This is a genomic window from Microbacterium aoyamense, from assembly GCF_023155855.1.
GTDB lineage: Bacteria > Actinomycetota > Actinomycetes > Actinomycetales > Microbacteriaceae > Microbacterium > Microbacterium aoyamense.
The window spans coordinates 211,983-233,276 of the sequence record NZ_JAKNUT010000007.1; the positions used below are offsets into that span (position 1 = coordinate 211,983).

The 21,294-nt window shown below is 69.7% G+C and carries 25 protein-coding genes and 1 tRNA gene; 13 read left to right on the forward strand and 13 right to left on the reverse strand.

All coding sequences use genetic code 11. The features are described from left to right. Positions 1–54: 54 nt before the first annotated feature. Positions 55–1,158, reverse strand: a complete 1,104-nt coding sequence (locus MA876_RS17200) for an ABC transporter ATP-binding protein (protein ID WP_248152455.1) — start codon at positions 1,156–1,158, stop codon at positions 55–57. Between the two features lie 265 nt (positions 1,159–1,423). On the opposite strand from MA876_RS17200, the gene MA876_RS17205 reads away from it, so the two are divergent. The 3 genes from MA876_RS17205 (at position 1,424) to MA876_RS17215 (ending at position 3,411) form a co-directional block, all read left to right on the forward strand. Next, positions 1,424–2,344, forward strand: a complete 921-nt coding sequence (locus MA876_RS17205; protein ID WP_248152456.1) for a DsbA family protein — start codon at positions 1,424–1,426, stop codon at positions 2,342–2,344. A gap of 33 nt (positions 2,345–2,377) precedes the next feature. Next, positions 2,378–2,450 (forward strand) — tRNA-Thr (locus MA876_RS17210). 1 nt (position 2,451) lies between these two features. Then, positions 2,452–3,411, forward strand: a complete 960-nt coding sequence (locus tag MA876_RS17215; protein WP_248152458.1) for a DMT family transporter — start codon at positions 2,452–2,454, stop codon at positions 3,409–3,411. Here MA876_RS17215 and MA876_RS17220 read toward each other — a convergent pair. Together MA876_RS17220 and msrB are read right to left on the reverse strand one after the other, a co-directional pair. Continuing rightward, positions 3,408–3,956, reverse strand: coding sequence for a nitroreductase family protein (locus tag MA876_RS17220; protein WP_248152460.1), 549 nt, complete (start codon positions 3,954–3,956; stop codon positions 3,408–3,410). The genes MA876_RS17215 and MA876_RS17220 overlap by 4 nt on opposite strands. Then, a complete protein-coding gene (msrB, locus tag MA876_RS17225; RefSeq protein ID WP_248152463.1) occupies positions 3,953–4,354 on the reverse strand; it encodes a peptide-methionine (R)-S-oxide reductase MsrB in 402 nt (133 codons plus the stop codon). Before msrB ends, MA876_RS17220 begins: the two co-directional genes overlap by 4 nt. 35 nt (positions 4,355–4,389) lie before the next feature. Here msrB and MA876_RS17230 point away from each other — a divergent pair, with 35 nt between their 5' ends. From MA876_RS17230 to groL, 5 genes are all read left to right on the forward strand, one after another. After that, entirely contained in the window at positions 4,390–5,349 is a 960-nt protein-coding gene (locus MA876_RS17230; protein WP_248152465.1) for a DUF2332 domain-containing protein, read from the forward strand. Positions 5,350–5,358: 9 nt separating this feature from the next. After that, positions 5,359–5,589 (forward strand): DUF3263 domain-containing protein, encoded by a 231-nt coding sequence (locus MA876_RS17235; RefSeq protein WP_248152467.1) that lies wholly within the window; start codon positions 5,359–5,361, stop codon positions 5,587–5,589. Positions 5,590–5,598: 9 nt separating this feature from the next. Further along, positions 5,599–6,171: a LytR C-terminal domain-containing protein gene (locus MA876_RS17240; RefSeq protein ID WP_248152468.1), complete on the forward strand. Its 573-nt coding sequence runs from the start codon at positions 5,599–5,601 to the stop codon at positions 6,169–6,171. Positions 6,172–6,325: 154 nt separating this feature from the next. After that, positions 6,326–6,526, forward strand: coding sequence for a cold-shock protein (locus MA876_RS17245; protein WP_248152471.1), 201 nt, complete (start codon positions 6,326–6,328; stop codon positions 6,524–6,526). Between the two features lie 156 nt (positions 6,527–6,682). Next, complete coding sequence (groL, locus tag MA876_RS17250) at positions 6,683–8,302, forward strand: chaperonin GroEL (protein ID WP_248152473.1); 1,620 nt, start codon at positions 6,683–6,685, stop codon at positions 8,300–8,302. Positions 8,303–8,365: 63 nt separating this feature from the next. Here groL and MA876_RS17255 read toward each other — a convergent pair whose 3' ends face one another. From MA876_RS17255 to MA876_RS17275, 5 genes are all read right to left on the reverse strand, one after another. Continuing rightward, positions 8,366–8,761, reverse strand: a complete 396-nt coding sequence (locus MA876_RS17255) for a type II toxin-antitoxin system VapC family toxin (protein WP_248152475.1) — start codon at positions 8,759–8,761, stop codon at positions 8,366–8,368. After that, entirely contained in the window at positions 8,758–9,012 is a 255-nt protein-coding gene (locus MA876_RS17260) for a type II toxin-antitoxin system Phd/YefM family antitoxin (RefSeq protein WP_248152477.1), read from the reverse strand. Before MA876_RS17260 ends, MA876_RS17255 begins: the two co-directional genes overlap by 4 nt. A 62-nt stretch (positions 9,013–9,074) precedes the next feature. Further along, a complete protein-coding gene (locus MA876_RS17265; protein ID WP_248152478.1) occupies positions 9,075–9,362 on the reverse strand; it encodes a WXG100 family type VII secretion target in 288 nt (95 codons plus the stop codon). Between the two features lie 116 nt (positions 9,363–9,478). Beyond that, positions 9,479–11,107, reverse strand: coding sequence for a sensor histidine kinase (locus MA876_RS17270; RefSeq protein WP_248152547.1), 1,629 nt, complete (start codon positions 11,105–11,107; stop codon positions 9,479–9,481). 138 nt (positions 11,108–11,245) lie between these two features. Continuing rightward, positions 11,246–11,938 (reverse strand): response regulator transcription factor, encoded by a 693-nt coding sequence (locus tag MA876_RS17275; protein WP_248152480.1) that lies wholly within the window; start codon positions 11,936–11,938, stop codon positions 11,246–11,248. 79 nt (positions 11,939–12,017) lie between these two features. Here MA876_RS17275 and MA876_RS17280 point away from each other — a divergent pair, with 79 nt between their 5' ends. Further along, positions 12,018–13,010: a CPBP family intramembrane glutamic endopeptidase gene (locus MA876_RS17280; RefSeq protein WP_248152481.1), complete on the forward strand. Its 993-nt coding sequence runs from the start codon at positions 12,018–12,020 to the stop codon at positions 13,008–13,010. Here the strand turns inward: MA876_RS17280 and MA876_RS17285 are convergent. From MA876_RS17285 to MA876_RS17295, 3 genes are read right to left on the reverse strand one after another with little or no spacing between them, the layout of a single operon-like run. Then, positions 12,974–14,614 (reverse strand): DNA repair helicase XPB, encoded by a 1,641-nt coding sequence (locus tag MA876_RS17285; RefSeq protein ID WP_248152482.1) that lies wholly within the window; start codon positions 14,612–14,614, stop codon positions 12,974–12,976. The two genes, MA876_RS17280 and MA876_RS17285, sit on opposite strands and share 37 nt — an antisense overlap. A 21-nt stretch (positions 14,615–14,635) precedes the next feature. Next, positions 14,636–16,336: a helicase-associated domain-containing protein gene (locus MA876_RS17290; RefSeq protein WP_248152483.1), complete on the reverse strand. Its 1,701-nt coding sequence runs from the start codon at positions 16,334–16,336 to the stop codon at positions 14,636–14,638. Beyond that, positions 16,337–16,606, reverse strand: a complete 270-nt coding sequence (locus MA876_RS17295; RefSeq protein WP_248152484.1) for a multidrug ABC transporter ATPase — start codon at positions 16,604–16,606, stop codon at positions 16,337–16,339. Positions 16,607–16,712: 106 nt separating this feature from the next. Between MA876_RS17295 and MA876_RS17300 the strand changes: the two genes are divergently transcribed. Beyond that, entirely contained in the window at positions 16,713–17,096 is a 384-nt protein-coding gene (locus MA876_RS17300) for a cold-shock protein (RefSeq protein ID WP_248152486.1), read from the forward strand. Then, positions 17,080–17,637 carry a DUF3027 domain-containing protein gene (locus MA876_RS17305; RefSeq protein ID WP_248152488.1) on the forward strand — a complete coding sequence of 186 codons (558 nt, stop codon included), beginning with the start codon at positions 17,080–17,082 and terminating at the stop codon, positions 17,635–17,637. The genes MA876_RS17300 and MA876_RS17305 overlap by 17 nt, the downstream gene beginning before the upstream one ends. A 5-nt stretch (positions 17,638–17,642) precedes the next feature. Here MA876_RS17305 and MA876_RS17310 read toward each other — a convergent pair whose 3' ends face one another. Both MA876_RS17310 and serC read right to left on the reverse strand, forming a co-directional pair. After that, on the reverse strand, positions 17,643–18,269 hold the full coding sequence (locus MA876_RS17310) for a TetR/AcrR family transcriptional regulator (protein WP_248152490.1): 627 nt from the start codon (positions 18,267–18,269) through the stop codon (positions 17,643–17,645). Positions 18,270–18,289: 20 nt separating this feature from the next. After that, positions 18,290–19,399: a phosphoserine transaminase gene (serC, locus tag MA876_RS17315; protein WP_248152491.1), complete on the reverse strand. Its 1,110-nt coding sequence runs from the start codon at positions 19,397–19,399 to the stop codon at positions 18,290–18,292. A 98-nt stretch (positions 19,400–19,497) separates the two neighbouring features. On the opposite strand from serC, the gene MA876_RS17320 reads away from it, so the two are divergent. Beyond that, positions 19,498–20,199 (forward strand): iron-dependent transcriptional repressor DtxR, encoded by a 702-nt coding sequence (locus MA876_RS17320; RefSeq protein ID WP_248152493.1) that lies wholly within the window; start codon positions 19,498–19,500, stop codon positions 20,197–20,199. A gap of 214 nt (positions 20,200–20,413) precedes the next feature. Next, the gene (locus MA876_RS17325) at positions 20,414–21,271 is read left to right on the forward strand and encodes a M23 family metallopeptidase (protein WP_248152496.1); all 858 of its coding nucleotides are present in this window, start codon (positions 20,414–20,416) and stop codon (positions 21,269–21,271) included. The last annotated feature ends 23 nt before the right edge of the window (positions 21,272–21,294 follow it).

The following is a 21,294-nucleotide window of genomic DNA, read 5'->3' on the forward strand; positions in this document are numbered from 1 at the left end:
CGCGAAGGCGCGGGAGGCTGGTGAGCCTGCCCGCGCCCTCGCGAGGTGGGAACGTCAGGCCGAGACGACCGGCTTGTCGTTCAGACGCTCGCCCGACTCGAGGTCGAAGGCGTGCACGTGACCGGCCTTCGCGGCGAGGGTGACCGTCTCGCCCGCGTTCGGGTGGTTGCGACCGTCGACGCGAGCGACGATGTCGGCGCGCTTGCCGGCGATGTCCGTGTGACCGTAGAGGTAGCCGTCGGCGCCGAGCTCCTCGACCAGGTCGACGACGACCGCGAGGCCCTTGCCGTCTGCGGGGCCGACCTCGATGTCCTCGGGGCGCACGCCGATCGTGACCTGGCTGCCGTGCGCGCGGCCGACGGTGTCGCGGTCGAGCGGCACGACCTCGGAGCCGAACCGGACGCCGCCCTCGGCGAGGTCGGACGGGAACAGGTTCATGGCGGGCGAGCCGATGAAGCCGGCGACGAACACGTTGTTCGGCTTCTCGTACAGGTCGCGGGGCGTGCCGACCTGCTGGAGCAGGCCGTCCTTGAGCACCGCGATGCGGTCGCCCATCGTGAGGGCCTCGGTCTGGTCGTGCGTGACGTAGACCGTCGTGACGCCGAGGCGGCGCTGCAGCGACGCGATCTGCGTGCGGGTCTGGACGCGGAGCTTGGCGTCGAGGTTCGACAGCGGCTCGTCCATGAGGAACACCTGCGGCTGGCGGACGATGGCGCGACCCATCGCGACGCGCTGACGCTGACCACCCGAGAGCGCCTTCGGCTTGCGCGTGAGGTACTCCTCGAGGTCGAGCAGCTTCGCGGCCTCGAGCACGCGCGCGGCGCGCTCGTCCTTGCCGACGCCGGCGATCTTGAGCGCGAAGCCCATGTTCTCGGCGACCGTCATGTGCGGGTACAGCGCGTAGTTCTGGAAGACCATCGCGATGTCGCGGTCCTTCGGCGGGACGTCGGTGACGTCGCGCTCGCCGATGAGGATGCGGCCCGAGTTGACCTCTTCGAGGCCGGCGAGCATGCGCAGGGACGTGGACTTTCCACAGCCGGACGGACCGACCAGGACGAGGAATTCGCCGTCGGCGACCTCGAGGTTGAGCTTGTCCACCGCGGGGCGCGTGCCCCCGGGGTACAGGCGGGTTGCGTTGTCGAACGTGACGGACGCCATGTTTTCTTCTCCTTCACCGGCAGGTACGTGCCGGACGATCCGTAGTGATGGATGACGGGGCTTCCCCCGTACGCCCCTCGTCGGGCGCAAGTGACAGTATGACATGGATGCCGCAGCTCGCACCCTGCCGGCATCCGGGCGTCGTCTGGGCATTTCCCAGGGTGTCTGGCTAGCATCGTCCACGGCCCCCTCGTGCGGACCGCGTCCGTCCGGCGCGCGAGGCTCGGCTCAGCCGAATCCGGCCCGCGTCCTTCCGAGAGGTTCCATGTCGACCGACGAGTCTTCGAACGCCCCGAGCGATCGCCGCGACGCGGTGCGCGAGAAGGCGCTGCAGGTGCAGGCGCGCCAGAAGCGCACGCACCGCATCCGCACGGCGACGGTCGCGGCATCCGTCGTCGCCGTCGTCGCCATCACGGCGCTCGTCGTGACCTGGGCCGTGTCCTCGGCCGCTTCGAAGCCGATGCTCCAGCCCGGCAATGCGACCGATGACGGGTTCGCCGTGACGGTGGCCGACGCATCGGATGCGCAAGAGGTTCCGCCGACGGCGACTCCCACGCCGACCGCCGCCGAGCCCGAGCCCACCTCGACCCCGACGGAGCAGCCGTCCGTCGACATCCGCGTCTACGTGGACTACCTTTCCGCCGGGTCCGGCGAGTTCCAGATCGCCAACTCGTCGCAGCTGTCGAAGTGGGTCACCGAGGGCGCAGCGACCCTCACGTACTATCCGGTCGCGATGCTCACGGCGAAGTCCAACGGCACCAAGTACTCCCTGCGCGCCGCGAGCGCCGCCGCGTGCGTCGGCACGCATTCGCCCGAGGCCTTCTGGGCCTTCAACGACGCCGTGCTCTCGCAGCAGCCCGATGTCGACTCCGACGGCTACAGCAACAGCGAACTCGCCGACCTCGCCCAGGCGTCGGGAGTCACGTCGCCGAAGGTCGTGCGCGCGTGCATCGAGAACGAGGACTTCGCGACGTGGGCGAAGGGTGCGACCGAGCGCGCCCTCGAGAGCATCCCCGACACCGAGGACGTCGTGCTGACGGGCGCCCCCATGGTGCTCGTGAACGGGATGCCGTATGTCGGCGCGCTCGACGACCCCAAGGAGTTCGCGCAGTTCGTGCTCACGATCGCGAGCGACGCGTACTACAAGGAGGCCTCGGCTTCGCCGACGCCCACCCCGACGCCGTAATCGTCCCCCCACGGCCGGTAGACTGGCCACTTCGCCGGCTTGGCGCAATTGGCAGCGCACCTGTCTTGTAAACAGGGGGTTGCGGGTTCAAGTCCCGCAGCCGGCTCGTGACCGCAGACTCTCGCGATCGCGTGCGTCTGCCCGCCTCGCTCGCGCTGTCGGGTGCCGTCCTCGTCGGTGTGCTGACGGCGCTGCAGGCACGCGTCAACGGCTCGCTCGGCACGGCACTCGACGACGGCTTCGTCGCGGCGGCGATCTCGTTCGGCTCGGGCCTCGTCATCCTCGTCGCGCTGTCGGTCCTGCTGCCGGTGGGCCGGCGTGGCGTGCGCACGCTCGTCGTCGGCGTGCGCGAGCGGACGATTCCGTGGTGGATGCTGGCGGGCGGCGCCGCGGGCGCGTTCACGGTCGCGACGCAGGGACTCGCGGTCGGGATCATCGGCGTCTCGCTCTTCACGGTCGGCATCGTCGCGGGGCAGTCGCTCTCGGGCCTGCTGCTGGACCGGCTGGGATACGGACCGGCGGGCGTCGTCGCCGTCACGGTTCCCCGCCTGATCGGCGGAGCGCTCGCCCTGTGCGCCGTCGCGCTCTCGCTCGTCGGCGACGGTGTGCGCGGCATCCCGCTCTGGATGCTGCTCCTGCCGTTCTTCGCGGGCGCGGGAATCGCGTGGCAGCAGGCGACGAACGGGCGACTGCGCCAGCGCGTGGGAACACCTCTCACCGCGACGCTCGTCAACTTCGCCGGGGGATCCGTGCTCCTGGTCGCGGCGGCGCTCGTCCACGTCGGGATCGTGGGCGCACCGGAGTCCTATCCGAGCGAGCCGTGGCTGTATCTCGGTGGAGCGATCGGCGTCGTCTACATCTTCCTGTCAGCGGCCCTCGTCACCTACACGGGCGTGCTGCTGTTCGGCCTGGGCTCCGTCGTCGGGCAGCTCATCACCGCGGTGCTGCTGGACGCGATCTGGCCGTCGAGCGCGGGTCCGGGCATCCTGCAGGAGTCGCTCATGGCGAGCGTTGCGCTCGTCGGCGTCATCGTCGCGGGGGCCCCGTGGCGCAGGGTGCGTCGCTAGGGCTTCTTCTTGCGCGGCAAGCGAGAGACATGGTGCTTCGCGTCGACGGCCCGGCGGCGGCTCGGCCGCGTGCGCGGCGGCTTTCCGCCGACGTACAGCCAGCCGAGGAGCTCTTCGTCCTTGCCGAGGCCGTGCGCCTTCGCGACGGCCTTCGAGCGGGTGTAACTGCCGGTGCGCCAGAAGACGCCCCATCCTGCGTCGTCGAGGAGCAGGCTCAGCACGTGCGCGACACCCGAGGCGACGGCCTCCTGCTCCCACCGCGGGACCTTGCTCTTCTTGTACGAGGCGACGACGGCGATCAGCAGCGGCGCGCGCAGCGGCTTCGTCGACGGCTTCTTGTCGCCCTCGGCCTTCGCGATCGCGGCGCCGAGGCGCTCGCGGTCGTCGCCGCGCAGCTCGATGAGGCGCCAGGGCCGCAGCGACGAGTGATCGGCGACGCGGCCCGCCGCCGAGACGAACGTGAGCAGTTCGGCACGCGTCGGCGCCTCGTCGGTGACCTTCGACCACGACCGTCGGTCGCGGACGGCCTCGAGTGCGCCGCTCATGACTCCGGGGTGAACTCGAGCGAGAGGGAGTTCATGCAGTAGCGGTCACCCGTCGGCGTGCCGAAGCCGTCGGGGAACACGTGCCCCAGGTGCGAGCCGCAGTTCGCGCAGCGCACCTCGGTCCGCTGCATCCCGTGGCTGGAGTCGTCGAGGAGCTGCACCGCGTCGGGGCGGATCGACTCGTAGAAGCTCGGCCAGCCGCAGTGCGAATCGAACTTCGTGCCGCTCTTGAACAGCTCCGATCCGCACGCGGCGCACGTGTAGAGACCGGCGCGGCTCTCGTCGAGCAGCTCGCCCGTCCAAGCGCGCTCGGTTCCCGCCTGCCGCAGGACGGCGTACTGCTCGGGCGTGAGTTCTTCGCGCCACTCGTCGTCGGACTTCTCGACTGCGTAGGTCATGCCTCCATTCAACCGCACTGCGGGAGGATGGAGGCATGAGCTCCGACATCGACTCCGCACGGGAGCGCTACGCGCGCTTCGCGGCGGACGAGGCGCCCGGCCGGTCGGCGCTCTACGAGGAGTGGGCCGCGGGCGCGGCATCCGACGACGACCTCCTCGCTCTGCTGGCGCGCATTCCGGCGACGCACCGCCAGCCCCCGCTCGTCTTCGCCGTCGCGCGGCTGCTGGGTTCGCCGGAATCCGGGTTCGCTTCGTGGCGGGAATGGATGCTGCGCCATGCCGACAGCGTCGTCGCCGAGGCATCCCGTCGAACCCTGCAGACCAACGAGCCGATGCGCTGCGCCGTGCTCCTGCCCGCCCTGGCCGCCGTCGACGGGTCGATCGCGCTGCTCGAGATCGGTGCGAGCGCGGGGCTGTGTCTGTACCCCGATCGGTACGCGTACCGCTATCGCGGCGACGTCGCGGTCGACCTGGACCCGCCGTCGAGCTCGACCGTCGTGCTCGAGTGCGCGGTGACGGGCGCGCCGCCCCTGCGGCTGCCCGACGTCGTGTGGCGGGGCGGGATCGACCTCGCGCCCCTCGACCCCGCGTCGGCCGACGACCGCCGATTCCTCACGACGCTCGTGTGGCCGGGCGAGACCGGCCGCCGGGATCGCATCGAGGGGGCGCTCGACATCGCCGCGGCGGATCCGCCCGTGATGTGGCGGGGCGACGCATCCGAGGCCGCCGTCCTCGACACCGCACTCGCCGCCGCGCCCGATGGCGCGACCCTCGTCGTCACGACCCCCGGCGTGCTGCCGCACATCCCGCGCGTCGCGCGGGAGCGACTGATCGGGATGCTGCGCGCGCGCGACCTGGTGTGGATCTCGATCGACCCTCCAGGCGTGCACGGCGACGGCTTCGCGCTGTCGCGCGACGGGCGTCCGCTCGCCGACGTGGATCCGCTCGGGGCATCCCTGGAGTGGCGTGCCGGCGCGGAGGACTCCGGGCGTTAGCGTGGGCTCGTGCCACTCACCGACCGCGACCGCGCCATCCTCGCCTTCGAGGCGGAGTGGCGTCGGCACGTCGGCGCGAAGGAGGAGGCGATCCGCGACGACCTCGGCATCTCGCCCGCGAGGTACTACCAGCTGCTCGGCCGCCTCATCGAGACGGCGGAGGCGCAGGAGCACGACCCCATGCTCGTCAAGCGCCTGCGGCGGCTGCGCGAGGCACGGGTTTCCGCGACCGGACGGTAGCATCGGGGGGTGCCGAAAACGACCTTCCCCCGGGATCGCTTCGACGACCTTCCGGCCGATGCAGGCCGTGTCGGCGCCCACCGCGCCGAGAACCCGCGCATGCGCGGCGGCGTCGTGTTCCTGTGGGCGGCCCTCGCGACGATCGTCCTGATCGCGGCGGGTATCTTCGGCACACTCCTGGTGTCCGGTCGCATCGACCTCTTCCCGACGCCCACTCCGACGCCGACCCCCACTCCGGTGGTGACGCCCGTCGTCGACACGACGACGAGCGTGCTGATCCTCAACGCGACCCCCGAAGAGGGCCTCGCGACGCAGATGGAGGATGTCGTCCTCGGCGCGGGATGGCCCGTCGGCAGCGTCCTCGCGGGTGGCGCCGGTTCGCAGGACTTCCCCGAGACGACCGTCTACTATCTCGCCCCCGAGGACGAAGCAGCGGCCCTCGGTCTCGCCGGCGTCATCGGCGGCGCGAAGGTCGAGCAGAGCGAGGCGTACCAGCCCGCCGATCCGGCCACCCGCCAGCTCACGATCGTCATCGGTCTCGACCGCACGGCCAACCCGCCTTCGCCCTCCGCGACGCCCTGACGCGCCTTCCCGGGCCCGCGTGTTTCGCGCCCGTAAACACTTCGATGCGCGCGTGTCAACATCCGGCATCCGGCGACATCCGACGATTCCGGCGTGCATACGATGGCGATGTCCCACCGCACTACAGGAGATCTCGCATGACCGGAACATTCGCATGACTCAAGGCACCGTCAAGTGGTTCAACGCCGAGAAGGGCTTCGGCTTCATCACCGTCACCGACGGCCAGGACGTCTTCGTCCACTACTCGAACATCGACATGAGCGGCTTCCGCGTCCTCGAAGAGGGCCAGACCGTCGAGTTCACGGTCGGCGCCGGTCAGAAGGGTCCGCAGGCGGAAGCTGTGCGCGTCGTCTGAGGCCGACGACACCGACGGGACGAGGGATGCCGTGAGGCATCCCTCTTTCGTGTTTCCGGCGGCTTGCACTCGCATAGGGCGAGTGCCAGAATGGATTAGCACTCCGGTTCGTTGAGTGCTAATCCATAAGCCCCGTCCTGGGAGGACGTAACACACATGGCAAAGATCATCGCTTTCGATGAGGAGGCCCGTCGCGGCCTCGAGCGCGGCCTCAACATCCTGGCCGACGCCGTCAAGGTGACGCTTGGCCCCCGCGGTCGCAACGTCGTGCTCGAGAAGAAGTGGGGCGCCCCCACGATCACGAACGACGGCGTCTCGATCGCGAAGGAGATCGAGCTCGACGACCCGTACGAGAAGATCGGCGCGGAGCTCGTCAAGGAGGTCGCGAAGAAGACCGACGACGTCGCCGGTGACGGTACGACGACCGCCACGGTGCTCGCTCAGGCGCTCGTGCGCGAGGGCCTGCGCAACGTCGCGGCCGGCGCTGACCCCATCTCGCTCAAGAAGGGCATCGAGAAGGCCGTCGCGGCCATCACGGCGCAGCTTCTCGAGGACGCGAAGGAGGTCGAGACCAAGGAGGAGATCGCGGCCACGGCATCCATCTCCGCCGGCGACACCGAGATCGGCGAGCTCATCGCCGAGGCGATCGACAAGGTCGGCAAGGAAGGCGTCGTCACCGTCGAGGAGTCGCAGACGTTCGGCACCGAGCTCGAGCTCACCGAGGGCATGCGCTTCGACAAGGGCTTCATCAACCCCTACTTCGTGACCGACCCGGAGCGTCAGGAGGCGGTCTTCGAAGACCCGTACATCCTCATCGCCAACCAGAAGATCGGCAACATCAAGGACCTCCTGCCGATCGTCGACAAGGTGATCCAGGACGGCAAGGAGCTCGTCATCATCGCCGAGGACGTCGAGGGCGAGGCGCTCGCGACTCTCGTGCTCAACAAGATCCGCGGCATCTTCAAGTCGGTCGCCGTCAAGGCTCCCGGCTTCGGCGACCGCCGCAAGGCGCAGCTGCAGGACATCGCGATCCTCACCGGTGGCCAGGTCATCACCGAAGAGGTGGGCCTCAAGCTCGAGAACGCGACGCTCGACCTGCTCGGCCGTGCGCGCAAGGTCATCGTCACGAAGGACGAGACCACGATCGTCGAGGGTGCCGGCGAGGCCGACCAGATCGAGGGTCGCGTCACGCAGATCCGTCGTGAGATCGACAACACCGACAGCGACTACGACCGCGAGAAGCTCCAGGAGCGCCTCGCGAAGCTCGCCGGTGGCGTCGCCGTCATCAAGGCCGGCGCCGCGACCGAGGTCGAGCTCAAGGAGCGCAAGCACCGCATCGAGGACGCCGTGCGCAACGCCAAGGCGGCCGTCGAAGAGGGCATCGTCGCCGGTGGTGGCGTCGCGCTCATCCAGGCGGGCAAGAAGGCCTTCGCGGGTCTCGAGCTCTCGGGTGACGAGGCGACCGGTGCGAACATCGTGCGCGTCGCGATCGAGGCTCCGCTGAAGCAGATCGCCCTCAACGCCGGCCTCGAGCCGGGTGTCGTCGCGAACAAGGTCGCCGAGCTCCCCTCGGGCCAGGGCCTCAACGCCGCGACCGGCGAGTACGTCGACATGCTGTCGGCCGGCATCAACGACCCGGTGAAGGTCACCCGCTCGGCGCTGCAGAACGCCGCGTCGATCGCGGGCCTGTTCCTCACGACCGAGGCCGTCGTCGCCGACAAGCCCGAGAAGGCCGCCGCTCCCGTCGGCGACCCGACGGGTGGCATGGACTTCTGAGTCCCACACGAAGAAGCGCCCCTCCTCTTTCGAGAGGAGGGGCGCTTCTGCACATGGTGAGCGTCAGCGGCCGGGGGACGCGACCGCAAGCCCCGCGGCACGCGCGGCCTCGATCTGCCGTGCGTCGTACGAGATGAAGGTCGTGGGTCCGCAGCGGAGCGCCGTCACGACATGCAGTGCATCGAGAGAGCGCAGGTTGGCGCCGACGACGAGGCCCGCTTCGGCGAACACCGATCGGGGCATGTCGACGAGGTCGATGCCTTCGAGGATGACGGTCACGGCCTCCTGGCTCAGCGAGAGGCGGTTGGCAGCCCGGCGCAGTTCGGTCTCGAGGAGCGCTGCGGACCGGATGGCCGTGCCCGTTTCGGCGGCCTGCTCCAAGGCATGGGCGAGAGCGTCCGATTCCTTCTCCTCTGCCATGAGCTTCACAGCGGCCGAGGAGTCCACGTAGACGCTCATCGATCGCCGCGCAGGTCGTCGAGGATCTGCTGCGTCGTGACGCCGGGAGGAAGCGGCTGCGGTGTGATGTCCAGCCACCCGCCGCGGCGCCTCGCCGGACGGATCGTGACCTGCGGGGCGAGCGGCGGGGGCACGAGCGTCGCGACGACCTCGCCGTGATTGGTGATGTGGATCGTCTCGCCGCCTCGGACCTCCTCGAGGATCTTGCTCGAGTTGTTGCGCAGTTCGCGATGGGGGATGGTCCTCGCCACGGTTGCCTCCTTCGATCGCGTAGCAATCGTAGCAAGAGGTGTAGCAACCGTAGCAAAGTCCATCAGCGGAAGAGGCCCATCGTCGCCTGCTCGGCCTCGGCGTACTGACGCCCCGCAAGCGACAGGGCGGCATTGATGCCGGCGAGGCTCTCTTCGACCGTGCGCTGCGTCGCGCGCCATTGCTCGACGGAGGACTGGAAGGCGGTGGAGGCCGCGCCCGTCCACGACGACTGCAGGCCCGTCAGCTGACTGAGGAGGGCGTTCACCTCGCCCTGCAGGCGATCGATCGTTCCGCGCACGACGGCGGTGGAGGAGAGGACGGCATCGGAATCGACGGAGAAGACGGCCATGGAAAGCTCCTTGTTCGGGGTGTGCGTCCCACGCTAGAAGCGCGGGCCGCGGCATCCTGAGCCGTCAGGGAAGGCTGTGGAACGTCGACCCGCCGCCCACGACTGTGGAGGAGTCGCTACTCGGCGGGATCGGTCAGACGACGCAGCGGCTGGGTCTCGAGGTGCAGGTGCTCCGAGGCATCCCGCGGTTCGGCGAGCGGGAGCGAGACGCGGAAGGTCGCACCGCCGCCCGGGGTGTCGGCGACCGACACGGCGCCGTGCAGGGCCTCGACGATCGAGGCGACGATCGACAGCCCCAGCCCCGTGCCACCCGTCTCGCGCGTACGCGAGTTGTCGGCGCGCCAGAACCGCTGGAAGATCTTGTCCTTGATCTGGTCGGGAATGCCCTCGCCGTGATCGATGATCTCGATCCAGCCCATCGCCATCGCCGTGTCGATGCCGACCCGCAGCTCGATCGGCGAGTCCTCGCCGGTGAACCTCCGCGCATTGCCGAGCAGGTTCGTCACGACCTGCCGGATGCGGTTCTCGTCGCCCAGGACGATCGGTGCGGGTGCCGTCGAGGGGGCCGCGGGCTCCGCCGCGAGGTGCAGCTGCTGCACCGCCGGCTCACCCATGCCGGTCGCCGACGTGGCGGGCATCGGTTTCGGCTTGCGACGAAGCAGCGAGAGGGATGCCCCGGCTCGCGCGATCGCCGATGTCGACGGGCGTTTGGTCGTTTCGGGGCCCGGTTCGGGCACATGCGGAGCTTCGTGCCGCTCGACGGCGGTCGTGTCGATCACGGTGACGGGCCGCGACGGAGACGTCGCGCGCACATCGAGGGCAGCGTCCCGTGCGACGGGACGCAGGTCCACGGGCGTGATGACGACATCCCGTCGCTCGTCGAGTCGTGCGAGGGCGAGCAGGTCCTCGACGAGCACGCCCATGCGCTTGGCTTCGCTCTCGATCCGGTCCATCGCCTGAGCGACGTCCTCGTCGCCACGGATGGCGCCCATGCGGTAGAGCTCGGCGTACCCGCGGACCGTGACGAGCGGTGTGCGCAGCTCGTGGCTCGCGTCGCCGATGAACCGGCGCATCTGGCGCACGGTGGCGTCCCGCTGCGAGATGGCAGTGTCGACGCGACCGAGCATCGCGTTGATCGCGGTCTTGAGGCGGCCGACCTCGGTCGTGGTCGGCTCGATGTCGGTCATGCGCTGGCCGAAGTCGCCCGACGCGATCGCCATGGCGGTCGTCTCGACCTGCCCGAGGCTGCGGAAGGCGAACGTCACGAGAAGGCGCGTCAGCACCGCACCGAAGATGATCGCGAAGACCGCGATGATGCTGTAGATGCCCGCAGACGTCGCGACCGTGCGGTTGACGGGGCCGATCGGCAGGGCGACGAGCTGCGTGAACGAGATCCCCGTCCCCGGCAGCTCCTGCACGGCGATCGCCGTGCGGAACTCGGTGTCCCCGTCCTCCGACGGAAGGGTCTCGAGGCTCAGCGGATGGTTGACGGCGTAGGTCAGGTCGATCGTCTCGGGGAACTTCGGCGGCGATTCCGCCGTCCCGCCCGCCGAGCCGAGGAAGGCGCCGTGCACGGGGCCGTACACCGCCACGAAGTAGTCGGCGGGGGGCGCGTTCTCGGCCGGCTCGGCGGCGAGCTCACCGTCCACGAGCGAGATGTCCAGGAGCGAGCCCGCGACATCGGTCTGGGCGAGCTGGACGAGTTGCGTGTCGAGGTTGGCGAGCAGCGCGCCGCGCAGGAACATCGTCGTGCCGATGCCGGCGCCGAGCAGACCGATCGCGAGGACGGCGACCGAGGCGCCCGTGACCTTGGCGCGCAGGCTGATGCTGCGCCACCACCGGGTGACGGCGTCGGTCTTGTCGGCCACGTTTCCTCAGGCGGCTCAGGCCGTCTTGCCCGCCTTCAGCATGTAGCCGAAGCCGCGCTTGGTCTGGATGAGCGGCTCGGACGAGTGCGGATCGATCTTGCGTCGCAGATACGAGATGTAACTCTCGACGATGCCCGCATCGCCGTTGAAGTCGTACTCCCACACGTGATCGAGGATCTGCGCCTTCGACAGCACACGATTGGGGTTGAGCATGAGGTAGCGCAGGAGCTTGAACTCGGTGGGGCTGAGGTCGATGGAGGCATCGCCGACGACGACGTCGTGGGTGTCCTGGTCCATCGTGATCTCGCCCGCCCGGATGACCGACTCCTCATCGGCCTGCATCGTGCGACGCAGGATCGCCTGGATGCGAGCGACGATCTCGTCGAGACTGAACGGCTTCGTGACGTAGTCGTCACCGCCGGCGTTGAGCCCCTCGATCTTGTCCTCGGTCTCGTCCTTCGCGGTGAGGAAGAGGATCGGCGCCGTGTACCCGGCACCGCGGAGGCGCTTGGTGACGCTGAAGCCGTTCATGTCGGGGAGCATGACGTCGAGGATGATCAGGTCGGGCTCCTCTTCGAGCACGGCCGAGATCGTCTGGGCGCCGTTCGAGACGGCTTTGACCTGGAATCCCGCGAACCGGAGGCTCGTGATGAGCAGGTCGCGGATGTTCGGCTCGTCGTCGACAACCAGGATGCGCGGTGCGGTCATGGGTTCATTATGGCGATGGATGCCATGCCCTGTCTGGATATCGGCCGGAAAGCCCGATCACAGCAGGCAGGATGGAGGGATGACACAGCCTCCCGCCGACGCTTTCGCCGACGGTCTCGGCTTCCATCGCCTCGTCTTCGCGCGCCGGCGCCCGGGATGGTGGACGCCGCTCGTCGTCGGACTCGTGGGGCTCGCGTTCTACGTCGTTCTCACGCTGCTCGGTGTCGTCGCGCTCCTCGTGTGGTCGCTCGTCGACCCCACGATCATGCAGAGGCTGCTGGCGATCGGCGAGGGCGTCGCATTCGATCTGGCCGACCCCCTCATCATGGCCGTCGTGCTCGGGTCGATCGCGCTCATGCTCCCCGCGTACGTGCTCGCGTCGCTGCTCATCAACGGCCGTCGCGTCGGGCTGGTCTCGTCGGCCTTCGGCCGCCTGAGATGGCGATGGATGCTGCTCTGCGCCGCCGCGGGGGTCGTGGTGGCGGGGGTGGTCACGGGGCTGTCGTTCCTGCTGCCGGCCGAAGAGACCGGGGGAGAGGTCCTCCAGCCGGGCGACAACCCGCAGCTGTGGGCGACGCTCATCGTGCTGCTGCTCGTCGTGCCGTTCCAGGCAGCGTCCGAGGAGTACGTCTTCCGCGGATACCTCATGCAGGCGATCGGGCGGTGGTTGCGGCATCCCGCGTTCGCGATCCTGCTCCCGGTGCCGCTCTTCGTCCTCGGCCACCTCTACGACCCGCTCGGTCAGGTGAGCGTCGGCGTCTTCGCCGTCGCGGCAGGCTGGCTCACGTGGCGGACCGGTGGCCTCGAAGCGGCGATCTCGATCCACGTCGTCAACAACCTGCTGGCGTTCCTGCTCGCGCTCGCCGGTCTCAGCGACGTGAATGCGACCTCGCCCGGCATCCTGAGCTTCATCGTCTCGACCGTCATGGTGGGTGCCTACGTCGCGCTCGTCGAGGTGATGTTCCGGCGCTCCGGGATGCCGCGGACGCTCCGCCTCACGGCGCCGGTGGCGGTACCCGTGCCGCCGGTCGAGCCTCAGGCGGCGATGCCGTCGGCGTCCAGGATCGTATAGCTGTAGCCCTGCTCGGCGAGGAACCGCTGGCGGTTCTGCGCGAAGTCCTGATCGACCGTGTCGCGCGCGATGAGCGTGTAGAAGCTCGCGGTGTTGCCGGACTCCTTCGGGCGCAGGAGGCGCCCGAGACGCTGCGCCTCCTCCTGCCGCGAGCCGAAGGATCCCGAGACCTGGATGGCGACGGATGCTTCGGGCAGATCGATCGAGAAGTTCGCGACCTTCGAGACGATGAGCAGCTCGATCGACCCTTCGCGGAAGGCCTGGTACAGCTCCTCGCGCTCGTCGATGGGGGTGGCGCCCGTGATCTTGGGCGCGTCGAGCGCTTCTGCGAGGATGTCGATCTGATCGAGGTACTGCCCGATGACGAGGATGCGCTCGCCCGCGTGGCGCTGCACGAGGCGGCGTACGACGCCGATCTTGGCGTGGGCCGTCGCGGCGAGGCGGTAGCGCTCGTCGTCGGCCGCGGCCGCGTACTCGAGTCGGTCGCCCGCAGGCAGGTCGACGCGCACTTCGTAGCAGACGGCGGGCGAGATGAAGCCCTGGGCCTCGATCTCCTTCCAGGGCGCGTCGAAGCGCTTGGGACCGATGAGGCTGAAGACGTCGCCCTCGCGGCCGTCCTCGCGCACGAGCGTCGCGGTGAGGCCCAGGCGGCGCCGGGCCTGCAGGTCGGCGGTCAGCTTGAACACGGGCGCGGGGAGCAGGTGCACCTCGTCGTAGACGATGAGGCCCCAGTCGAGCGCGTCGAGCAGCGCGAGGTGCGCGTACTCGCCCTTCCGCTTCGCCGTGAGGATCTGATAGGTCGCGATCGTGACGGGCTTGACCTCTTTGACCTGACCCGAGTACTCGCCGATCTCCTCGGGCGTGAGCGACGTGCGCTTGAGCAGCTCGTCGCGCCATTGCCGGGCGCTGACGGTGTTGGTCACGAGGATCAGCGTCGTCGTCTTGGTGTCGGCCATCGCGGCCGCACCCACGAGCGTCTTGCCCGCGCCGCAGGGGAGCACGACGACGCCCGAGCCGCCCTCGGTGAAGATGTCGACCGCCTGGCGCTGGTAGGGGCGCAGGGTCCAGCCGCTCTCTTCGAGGTCGATGGGATGCGGGGTCCCCGGCGTGTAGCCCGCGAGGTCCTCCGCCGGCCAGCCGATCTTGAGGAGCTCCTGCTTGATGTGACCGCGCGCCCACGCGTCGATGAGGAACGTCTCGGGGGTGGGCTTGCCGATGAGCAGGGGCTGGATGCGCTTGTTGCGCGAGATCTCGGCGAGCACCGCGGCATCCGTCGACCGCAGCACGAGTTCGCCGTCCTCGGTGCGCTCGATGACGAGTCGGCCGTAGCGGCCCACCGTCTCGCGGATGTCGATCGACACCGACGGCGGCACGGGGAACCGCGACCACCGGTCGAGCGTCGCGAGCATGTCGTCGGAATCGTGGCCCGCCGCACGGGCGTTCCACAGACCGAGCCGCGTGATGCGGTACGTGTGGATGTGCTCGGGGGCACGCTCGAGCTCCGCGAAGATCGCGAGCTCGTGGCGCGCGTTCTCGGCATCCGGATGGGCCACTTCGAGCAGCACCGTCCGGTCGCTCTGCACGATGAGGGGACCGTCAGCCATAACGTGCCAGTCTAGTTGAGCTCAGGCGGGGCGGACGCTCAGGATGCTCGCCACAGGCAGCGTGCGCTCGATGTCGGCGGCGCGGTCGCGGCCGCGCAGGCGTCCGCCGCCGAGGCCGGACGCTTCGAGGGTGAACGGACGCTCCGTGCCATCCGGCATGCGCACCACGACGACGATCTCGGCCCGAGCGCGGACGGCCTGGTCGAGCTCGCGGCCCAGCCATGCGGCATCCCCGTCCGCCCCGAGACTCGCGCGCAACGTCGCGACGAGCCCCGCGTACCGCTCCTTCGGGCTCCGCTCCGCCTCGACGGCGTGACGGCTCGTGCGTCGGTGGAGGGACTCGGGGGCGCCCGAGGCGTCGAGCGCGACGACGGGGTAGCGCGCGTCGACGAGCGACCAGTAGACGGCGTCGCGCCCTGCGCGCGAGACGAGGTCGTCGCCGTCACGGACGAGTCCGAGAGGGCGCAGCGCCTGATCGACGGTGATCGCGTCGAGGATCCCCGGCTCGGCCGCGACGACGCGCGTGCGCCCCGCGGTCGGGTCGACACCGACGCGGACGAGCCCGTGGCGGGCCGCCGTGCTCTCGATCAGGTAGTCGAGAGGCTGCGGGATGCCGGTGAGCGACAGCGCCGAGAGGAAGGCGCGGATGGAGTCGGCCGTCTCGCCCTCGGTGAGTCCCGATCCCAGGGATTCGGTCGTGAACCGGTACGTCGAGGCCTGCGCGCGGGACTCGCGGTGGGCGATCGCGCGCAGGCGCAGTTCGAGCGCGGGCGCGAGCGGACCCGGCGCGATCGCGGTGAGGTCGGCCTGCAGGTACACGCGATCGATCTCGGCGGGCAGATGCTCCGCGAGCGCGGACGTGTCGAGCGACTCGCCACGGCGGATCCGCGCCGTCCAGGACGGCTCGGTGGCGTCTTCGCCGAGGAGTCCCCAGCGCACCGCCGTGCGCACGATGCGGGAGGCGCGCTCGGGCCACTCGGGATCGAGCGGATACGCGCTCTGCCACGTGCCCGGGTCGGCGATGCCGCCGTCGGGGGTGCGCAGGCCCTGGGGCACGGCGCGCAGGAAGCCGTCGACGATCGTGCGCCACCGTTCGAGCGTCGGCGCCTCCATCCACTGCTCGCCGGCTGCGGTGACGACCCACTCGCGTGCCGCCGGGGCGGCGAGCCCCGCGGCGGCCGCCGACGCCATGAGGTCCTCGAGCTCTTCGGGCGTCGAAACGGCCCCCGCCTCGGTGAGTCGGCGTCGATCAGCGGCGCTGACCGCACCTGCGCCCGTCCGCTGGATCGGGGAGTGCAGGCAGGCCAGCAGCACGTCGGCGAGGGCGCCGGACGACGTGAAGGCGCGCTCTGCGGCGGCCGCCTCGCCGCCGACGGAGCGGGGCGGCGGAGCTGCCGGCATCTCGAACGCGTCGGGGCGTTCGGTGCGGAGCGCGGATACGCGTGCCGCGACGGCGTCGTAGGGGCGTCCGGCCGCATCGAGCAGGGCGAGGGTGGGGGGAACGGTGGATGCCGCGGCATCCGTCACCGCGATCAACGTCGCTCGCGGAAGGCGTGTGAGGACCCGATCGAGGGATGCGGCATCCAGCAGCCCCGCGGCGGCGTCGAAGAAGTCGCGCCACGCGATCGTGGGCGAGACTCCGCGGGCTTCGAGCGTGGCGGTCAGGGCGACATCGTCGAGTTCCGACAGCGATGTCGCGAGCGCGCGCTCGCCCGAGATCACTCAGCCCCCGCGGTTCGCCCGGCCGCGACGGATGAAGGCGCGGATGAGCACCACGAGAATCAGCACGAACGCGAGCGGCAGCGCCAGGAGCGGAAGAATCGTCACGAGCGGCCAGATGCCCTGCGTGAAGTCCTCGACGCCGGCGGGCCGGGCGATCATGATCGCGAAGAAGCAGACGATCGACAGCACGATCATCCCGAGCGAAATGAACGACAGGATTCGGTCGAGTCGGCTGATCGCGACATCGTCGCCAGGAGTGCGCGTGCTCATCCGCCCTAGCCTACCCCCGCCGCCTGTTGCCCTAGGCTTGTCGGAGGGGTTCGCCCCGCATCCGTCATGCCGCCAGCGCGGCGCAGTCACGACAGCGAGGTTCGCAATGCCCACCGGCAAGGTCAGGTTCTACGACGAGGAGAAGGGGTTCGGCTTCATCACCACCGATGACGGCCAGGACGTCTTCCTGCACGCCACGGCCCTGCCCGCGGGCACGCCCGCACCCAAGCAGGGCACGCGCCTCGAGTTCGGCGTCGCCGACGGCAAGCGCGGTCTCCAGGCTCTGTCGGTGCGCGTTCTCGAAGCGCCGGTGAGCCTGTCGAAGCGTTCGCGCAAGCCCGCCGACGACATGGCGATCATCGTCGAAGACCTCGTGACGCTGCTCGACGGCATCGGTGGCGACCTACGTCGCGGCCACTACCCGCGCGGCGGCGACGCGAAGAAGGTCGCGGCCGTCCTGCGCAAGGTCGCCGATGACCTCGAAGCCTGAGCCCGATCCCAGCCTGACGGGCGCCCATGATCTGGCGCTCGCCGCGCTTCACGAGATCACGCCCGCCTCGACGGTCGGCCCGCCCGCGGAGTACCGGCTCGAATCGGACGGCGTCGTGTCGCTGCGGTTCGAGAACCGCCTCGCGGGGTACCCCGGGTGGTTCTGGACGGTGAGCGTCGCGCGCGTCGAGGGCGAGGAGCCGACGGTGCTCGAGCTCGAACTGCTGCCCGGCAGCGGTGCGCTCGTCGCGCCGGAGTGGGTTCCCTGGGCCGAGCGGCTCGCCGAGTACCACGCTGCGCAGGCGGCGCTCGCAGAGCTCGCCGACGATGAGGACGCCGACATCGACGACTCCGACGACGGCTCCGACGATGATGACGACGACGAAGACATCGACGATCTGGATGCCGCGGACTTCGACGCCGACGGCTCGTCGATCCTCCACGCGGGCGACGTCGACGGCGTCGACATCGACGAGCTCTCCGATGAGGACGAGACCGACGAGGACGAGACCGACGAGGATGCTCCCGAAGAAGAGGAGTAGTCCGCTCAGTCCGTCGCCCGCGGGAACGACGGCGCCTCCGCGCGGGTCGTCAGGCGATCGACGAGTTCGTCCATGACCTTCTCGACGATGCGCGGCATGTCGACGGCATCCGGATCCAGCAGCCACTGCACCTGCAGGCCGTCCATGAGCGCGATGAGGGCGGCCGCGTCGTCCTTCACCTCTTGATCGTCGGCGTCGCGCCCCGTGACCTCGGCGAGGACTCCGGCGATCTTCGTGCGCAATCCGGCGAACCGCCCGCGGAAGTACTCCTGCGCGGGATGCCCGTCGGTGGCCGATTCGGCCGACAGCACGGTGTAGGTCTGCACGACGCCGGGGCGGTCGGTGTTCTCGGTGACCGTGTCCAGCAGGTGGCCGAGGAAGGCGGGTCCCTCGGTCTGCGCGCGCCCGGGCACGCCGGCGGCCTCTTCGCCGTCGCGGTACTTCAGCACGGCGACGAGCAGAGCCTCTTTGCTGCCGAAGTGGTGCAGCACGCCGGCGTGCGTCATGCCCGCTCGCTCGGCGACTTCGACGAGCGCGCCCTTGTTGTAGCCGCGCTGACCGAAGACGCTCATCGCGGCGCGCAGCACCTCTTCGCGACGCGCGAGCGTGCGCGCTTGCGGCTTGCCTGCCATGATTCCTCCGCCGCCTGAGATTACAGGCGTTCGACGGTGTAGTCGATGCAGCGGATGAGCTGCCGCACGTCGTCGGGCTCGATCGAGACGAAGGTCGCGACCCGCAGCTGGTTCCGGCCGAGCTTGCGGTACGGCTCGGTGTCGACGATGCCGTTCGCGCGCAGGCTCGCGGCGACCGCCGCCGCATCGACGGAGTCGTCGAAATCGACCGTGACGACGACGGGGGAGCGGTCCGCGGGGTCGGCGACGAAGGGAGTGGCGATGGGGGATGCCTCGGCCCACTCGTACAGCGCTCGCGACGACTCGCGGGTGCGCGCATCGGCCCACTGCAGTCCGCCGTTCGCCGTGATCCACTCGAGCTGCTTGTCGAGCAGGAACAGCGTCGTCAAGGCGGGCGTGTTGAGCGTCTGGTTGAGCCGGGAGTTGTCGAGCGCGTTCTTGAGGCTCAGGAACTCGGGGATGTAGCGACCGGATGCCGCGATCCGCTCGATCCGCTCGATGGCGGCGGGCGAGACCAGGGCGAACCACAGTCCGCCGTCCGAGCCGAGGTTCTTCTGCGGTGCGAAGTAGTAGACGTCCGCTTCGCTCGCACGGAAGTTGATGCCGCCCGCGGCGCTCGTCGCGTCGATGACCGTGAGCGCGCCGTCTGACTCGACCCGTTCGACGGGTGCCGTGACGCCCGTCGAGGTCTCGTTGTGCGGCCACGCGTAGACGTCGACACCCTCGACGATCTCGGGCCGCGTGCTCGTGCCGGCGGCGACGTCGCGCACGTCCGGCGCCTCGAGCCACGGAGTCTTCGCGGCGGCGGCGAACTTCGAGCCGAACTCGCCGAACACGAGGTGCTGACTGCGCTTCTCGATGAGACCGAAGGCCGCGGCATCCCAGAACGCCGTCGATCCGCCGTTGCCGAGGATGACCTCGTAGCCGTTCGGCGCGCGGAAGAGATCGGCGAGCTGGATGCGCACCTGACCGACGAGAGACTTCACGGGCGCCTGGCGGTGCGAGGTGCCCAGCAGGGCTCGACCCGGACCGTCGAGCGCGTCGAGCTGCTCGGCGCGCACCTTCGACGGGCCGCACCCGAAGCGTCCGTCGGAAGGAAGGATCTCTCGGGGCAGTGTGACGTGGGCCATTGCTCGATTCTAGGGATGCCGCGCGCCGGACTGCGCCGTGTGTCGTCGTGCCCGGGATAGGCTGTCCTTACCTGCTTCTTCTTCCGCGAGGACCCCGCATGACAGATCTCATCGACACCACCGAGATGTACCTGCGCACGATCCTCGAGCTCGAGGAGGAGAACATCCAGCCGTTGCGTGCGCGCATCTCAGAGCGGCTCGGCCACTCCGGCCCGACCGTGTCGCAGACCGTCGCGCGCATGGAGCGCGATGGCCTGGTCGTCGTCTCTGAGGACCGCACACTCGAGCTCACCGAGGCGGGGCGCCAGAAGGCCGTCGATGTCATGCGCAAGCATCGGCTGGCCGAGCGCCTGCTCTCGGACGTCATCGGTCTGGATTGGGCCTACGTGCACGAAGAGGCGTGCCGGTGGGAGCACGTCATGAGCGAACAGGTCGAGCGTCGCCTGATCGAGCTGCTCGGGCATCCCACCGAGTCCCCGTACGGCAACCCGATTCCCGGACTCGATCAGCTGGGCGACGTGCCGGCGATCGAGTTCGAGCAGGGCGTGGTGGGTCTCGTGCGTCGCCTGAACGAGGCGGGAGAGCCCATCACGGGCACCGTTCGTCGGCTCGCGGAGCCCGCGCAGGTCGACCCCGAGCTGCTCCAGCAGCTGAAGTCGGCCGGTGTGATGCCCGGGGCGTCGGGGGACTACCGCTACAGCGAGGGGTACGTGCTCGTCCAGATGGACGGCAACGACGAGGGTCTCGAGCTCCCCGTCGAGGTCGCATCGCACATCTTCCTCGTCGACGACCGCGTCTGAACTCCCGATGTCCAGGGCTTTGCCAGGCCCTGAACGTGACAGATTCGTTACCGTCCGGTAGCCTCGAAAAGTCCACAGGCGAGAAGCCCGCCGACGGACTCCACGCGGTATTGCCTCACCGGCTCGTCGTCCACGTGGTGAAACCCGCACATCGTGCCCCGAACACTGAGTGCTGACGAGCCAGCGCCCCGGCGCAGAGGCGCCGGAGGACAGCTTGGCTGAAGAGAACGATCCCACTGCGGTACAGCCGCAGGGAGAGACCGCTCCCGCTCGACGCGTACGCAACCGCCCCGCCGCGAAGCGTGCCGCTGCGGTCGCCGCTCGTCCCGTCAAGGCGCCGCGACCGAAGACCTCGATCCGCAAGCCGCTGAAGAGCCTCGTGATCCTGAGCGTCGTCGGCGGACTCGTCGTCACCGTCGCACTTCCGGCCTACGCCGCGTCGCGCAGCACCGATGTCGAAGCGGCGCAGACGATCCAGCAGTTCTCGGCCGACGACTCGCAGTCCATGGTGATCGCGTCGGATGCCGTGTCGACCGAACTCACCCGCGAAGGGTACGCGGCCACGACCGAGGCCGAGATCGCGACCAAGAAGGCGGCAGAAGCCGCCGCCGCCCGCGCCCGCCAGAGCGCGAGCGTCGCCGGTGCGCTCGTCAACATCAACCTCGTCTCGCCGGGCACCGGCGAGGTGCGCTGGCCGATCCTCAACTTCACCAAGGGCCGCGGGCTCTGGGACTCGGGCTACCACCAGGGCGTCGACCTGCTCGCGCCCGCCGGCACGCCGATCTACGCGACCGCTGCCGGAGTCGTCAAGACGTCGCAGGAGAGCTTCGGCGGCTACGGCGTCGCCGTGACGATCGAGCACGTGATCGGCGGCCAGCGCGTCTCGACGCTCTACGGGCACATGACGTACGGCAGCCGACAGGTCGTCTCGGGCCAGACGGTCGAGGCCGGACAGCTCATCGGCCTCGTCGGCAGCACCGGCAGCTCGTCCGCCAACCACCTCCACTTCGAGGTCCACATCAACGGGACCGTCGCCGATCCGTGGGCGTGGCTGCAGGCCAACGCCGGCTGATCGCTTCCCCGACACGCCATCCG

Bases quoted from the DNA above. Each gene is read 5' to 3' on its own strand.
- MA876_RS17200 (WP_248152455.1), bottom strand. From the start codon at position 1,158: ATGGCGTCCGTCACGTTCGACAACGCAACCCGCCTGTACCCCGGGGGC.
- MA876_RS17205 (WP_248152456.1), top strand. From the start codon at position 1,424: ATGTCGACCGACGAGTCTTCGAACGCCCCGAGCGATCGCCGCGACGCG.
- MA876_RS17220 (WP_248152460.1), bottom strand. From the start codon at position 3,956: ATGAGCGGCGCACTCGAGGCCGTCCGCGACCGACGGTCGTGGTCGAAG.
- msrB (WP_248152463.1), bottom strand. From the start codon at position 4,354: ATGACCTACGCAGTCGAGAAGTCCGACGACGAGTGGCGCGAAGAACTC.
- MA876_RS17230 (WP_248152465.1), top strand. From the start codon at position 4,390: ATGAGCTCCGACATCGACTCCGCACGGGAGCGCTACGCGCGCTTCGCG.
- MA876_RS17245 (WP_248152471.1), top strand. From the start codon at position 6,326: ATGACTCAAGGCACCGTCAAGTGGTTCAACGCCGAGAAGGGCTTCGGC.
- groL (WP_248152473.1), top strand. From the start codon at position 6,683: ATGGCAAAGATCATCGCTTTCGATGAGGAGGCCCGTCGCGGCCTCGAG.
- MA876_RS17255 (WP_248152475.1), bottom strand. From the start codon at position 8,761: ATGAGCGTCTACGTGGACTCCTCGGCCGCTGTGAAGCTCATGGCAGAG.
- MA876_RS17265 (WP_248152478.1), bottom strand. From the start codon at position 9,362: ATGGCCGTCTTCTCCGTCGATTCCGATGCCGTCCTCTCCTCCACCGCC.
- MA876_RS17270 (WP_248152547.1), bottom strand. From the start codon at position 11,107: ATGTTCCTGCGCGGCGCGCTGCTCGCCAACCTCGACACGCAACTCGTC.
- MA876_RS17275 (WP_248152480.1), bottom strand. From the start codon at position 11,938: ATGACCGCACCGCGCATCCTGGTTGTCGACGACGAGCCGAACATCCGC.
- MA876_RS17280 (WP_248152481.1), top strand. From the start codon at position 12,018: ATGACACAGCCTCCCGCCGACGCTTTCGCCGACGGTCTCGGCTTCCAT.
- MA876_RS17285 (WP_248152482.1), bottom strand. From the start codon at position 14,614: ATGGCTGACGGTCCCCTCATCGTGCAGAGCGACCGGACGGTGCTGCTC.
- MA876_RS17295 (WP_248152484.1), bottom strand. From the start codon at position 16,606: ATGAGCACGCGCACTCCTGGCGACGATGTCGCGATCAGCCGACTCGAC.
- MA876_RS17300 (WP_248152486.1), top strand. From the start codon at position 16,713: ATGCCCACCGGCAAGGTCAGGTTCTACGACGAGGAGAAGGGGTTCGGC.
- MA876_RS17305 (WP_248152488.1), top strand. From the start codon at position 17,080: ATGACCTCGAAGCCTGAGCCCGATCCCAGCCTGACGGGCGCCCATGAT.
- MA876_RS17310 (WP_248152490.1), bottom strand. From the start codon at position 18,269: ATGGCAGGCAAGCCGCAAGCGCGCACGCTCGCGCGTCGCGAAGAGGTG.
- serC (WP_248152491.1), bottom strand. From the start codon at position 19,399: ATGGCCCACGTCACACTGCCCCGAGAGATCCTTCCTTCCGACGGACGC.
- MA876_RS17320 (WP_248152493.1), top strand. From the start codon at position 19,498: ATGACAGATCTCATCGACACCACCGAGATGTACCTGCGCACGATCCTC.